This is a genomic window from Mesorhizobium sp. M2A.F.Ca.ET.039.01.1.1, assembly GCF_003998035.1.
Lineage (GTDB): Bacteria > Pseudomonadota > Alphaproteobacteria > Rhizobiales > Rhizobiaceae > Mesorhizobium.
In genome coordinates this window covers 1-1,972 of the sequence record NZ_RZRY01000944.1, presented here as the reverse complement: position 1 = coordinate 1,972, position 1,972 = coordinate 1, and the positions used below count along the sequence as shown (strand labels likewise).

The following is a 1,972-nucleotide window of genomic DNA, read 5'->3' as shown; positions in this document are numbered from 1 at the left end:
GGAAGTCGGTGATCCTGGTGCCGCCGCATCGACGGCAAGGTTGTCAAGGGCGAGAACGGCTACGCCGAGCAGGACACCGAATGGCACCGCATCAAGTGCTTCAACGGCCTGGCCGAGACGGTGCAGAAGCACTGCGTGAAGGGCATGAAGGTGGCGGTCCGCGGCCGCATCCACTACACCCAGTGGACCGATGGCGACGGGATCGAGCGCTACAGCTCTGAGATCATCGCCGACGGCATCGACTTCCTCGCCTGGCCGAAGCAGCGCGACGGCGCCGGCGACCAGACCGAAGCTCGGGATGAGATTCCCTTCTGAGCCAGCAGTGAATGGCCTCGCCTGCAAGGCGGGGCCATGCTCGGCGATGTTTCGATGCTTCCGCCGACGGAGGATCAACTGCCTGGAGGCTGCGATATCGCCGCAGGCATATCGAGACATGATCGGCGAATGTGAACGCCTGCATGGCATTGACGGGAGTCATTTGCGCCCTGATGGGATAGTTGCCCGCATCCGGCAATTTCCCTGAGGCGAACAGGATGTAGACGTTGGTGTTCGGCACGAGGACCGGCGCCGGCCAGATCGACGTCCGCAACCGCGATCAGCCTGTTTCGTGATCGCGGCTTCAACTGGTTCTTTCCTCGTCGGACATGTAGCGCCGACGTGCCGCGCACAGATCAGAAGTCAAGCTTCTGGCCCGGGCCAAGGCTAGCATGCGTGCGCTTGAGGAACGAAGCCACGGGGTCAGGCTGGGCGAGGGTGGCCAGAACGAGAATGCCAAGTTCGGTCGGCGATTGGATGCCGCTTTCCCGCTTGGCCGCCTCGATCAAGGCCTTCGGTGCGCGGAAGGAAAGATGTTCGGTTCTCTCATCATCGAGCAGGCATGCCTGCCTGGCGCGCAAGACTTCGGGAACGGCGTTCACGTCGTCAAGGCTCAGGTCCACGCTCCCGATCAGGACCCGGAAGTCCGAAGTCCAGCCAGGATCCTCATGGGTGGCGGCCATGAATCTCTCGTGATGATGGATGGTCTCGGGCAGCGCCGCTCACCCGAACGACTATGGCCCTTCGCAAGTCGAGGGGCGCGGACTGCGGGCGGCTGGGAGCGACGGACTGACGTGGAACAGCGTAAGGATGCCAGGGGGAAGCTGCATCGGCGCCTTCTGGCCAGATGTCGCTAGTATTCCGAAGCAGGGACGGCACTACTGCTACCATTGGAACGGCTCGTGCGTGGACTTCGTCCGCCGGTATGACACCAGCACCGTGCTTGCGGTTTCCTGAGGCCTGATGCGGCTGGGGCACCTTGACCGCGCGTAGTCCTGAATGTCGCGGCATGACCGCCTCAAGCAGGGGTTATTGCTGTCTTGGTGCGCGGGTCATTGCCGTCTCGATGAGCCGCGTCATATTGCTGACAACCGTGCCCGAATAGTCGCGGCGCTGCACTGCGTTATGTTCCAACACGCCGTCACAGGCGGTGCTCGCCTGCGATCTTTTGCGCGATGTCGCCAGCCGCTAGTCCGGATCACAGTTGCGATATCCGCGACGGCGCTTGGCGCGCTGAAGCTTCATTGATGCGGTGGCCGCACCGTCTTCGCTATCGAAGGTTTCAATCATCGTCTGGCCGCTGGTCCCGATGCGGCCCCAGTTACGGATGACGGATGCTCCGCCGAACAAGGTCGGTTGGATCGCAAGCGTATAAAACCGCCGCATGTTCTTAGATGGGTCGATGCGCCGAAGATGAACTGGCCCTGCCTCTTCGTTTTCCATGGCCGCAGCCTCACTTGGCTTGGAAGCGGCGTCCAACGAGTTCTTTGAATCCAACCGGCTCGACCGATTCATTGCGGTTATGAGTGCGCGCGATCGCTTCAGGAGGTCATGATCACCGCGGTGACCAGAAAGCTCGTCGTCGCACTATGCGTGATCGAAGGCGCAGGCGCTGCACCGTGACGACGCAAGCGCGTGGCAATTCGGCGCCTGGGCC

General features: G+C 62.1%; 3 protein-coding genes and 2 pseudogenes. 2 read left to right on the top strand and 3 right to left on the bottom strand.

The window, feature by feature from the left end:
• Positions 1-27 precede the first annotated feature (27 nt).
• Positions 28-315, top strand: coding sequence for a single-stranded DNA-binding protein (locus tag EOA24_RS35915; protein WP_127410700.1), 288 nt, complete (start codon positions 28-30; stop codon positions 313-315).
• Positions 316-671: 356 nt separating this feature from the next.
• Here the strand turns inward: EOA24_RS35915 and EOA24_RS43560 are convergent, their stop codons facing one another.
• Both EOA24_RS43560 and EOA24_RS35905 read right to left on the bottom strand, forming a co-directional pair.
• Positions 672-917: a hypothetical protein gene (locus tag EOA24_RS43560; RefSeq protein ID WP_245501935.1), complete on the bottom strand. Its 246-nt coding sequence runs from the start codon at positions 915-917 to the stop codon at positions 672-674.
• Positions 894-1,034: pseudogene (locus EOA24_RS35905) on the bottom strand (RES domain-containing protein); the annotation flags it as partial. The pseudogene EOA24_RS35905 and the gene EOA24_RS43560, both read right to left, overlap by 24 nt.
• Between EOA24_RS35905 and EOA24_RS35900 the strand changes: the two are divergent.
• Positions 1,033-1,272 (top strand): annotated as a pseudogene (locus EOA24_RS35900) (RES family NAD+ phosphorylase); the annotation flags it as partial. The pseudogenes EOA24_RS35905 and EOA24_RS35900 overlap by 2 nt on opposite strands.
• 231 nt (positions 1,273-1,503) lie before the next feature.
• Here EOA24_RS35900 and EOA24_RS35895 read toward each other — a convergent pair.
• A complete protein-coding gene (locus EOA24_RS35895; RefSeq protein ID WP_127410698.1) occupies positions 1,504-1,758 on the bottom strand; it encodes a WGR domain-containing protein in 255 nt (84 codons plus the stop codon).
• Positions 1,759-1,972 lie beyond the last annotated feature (214 nt).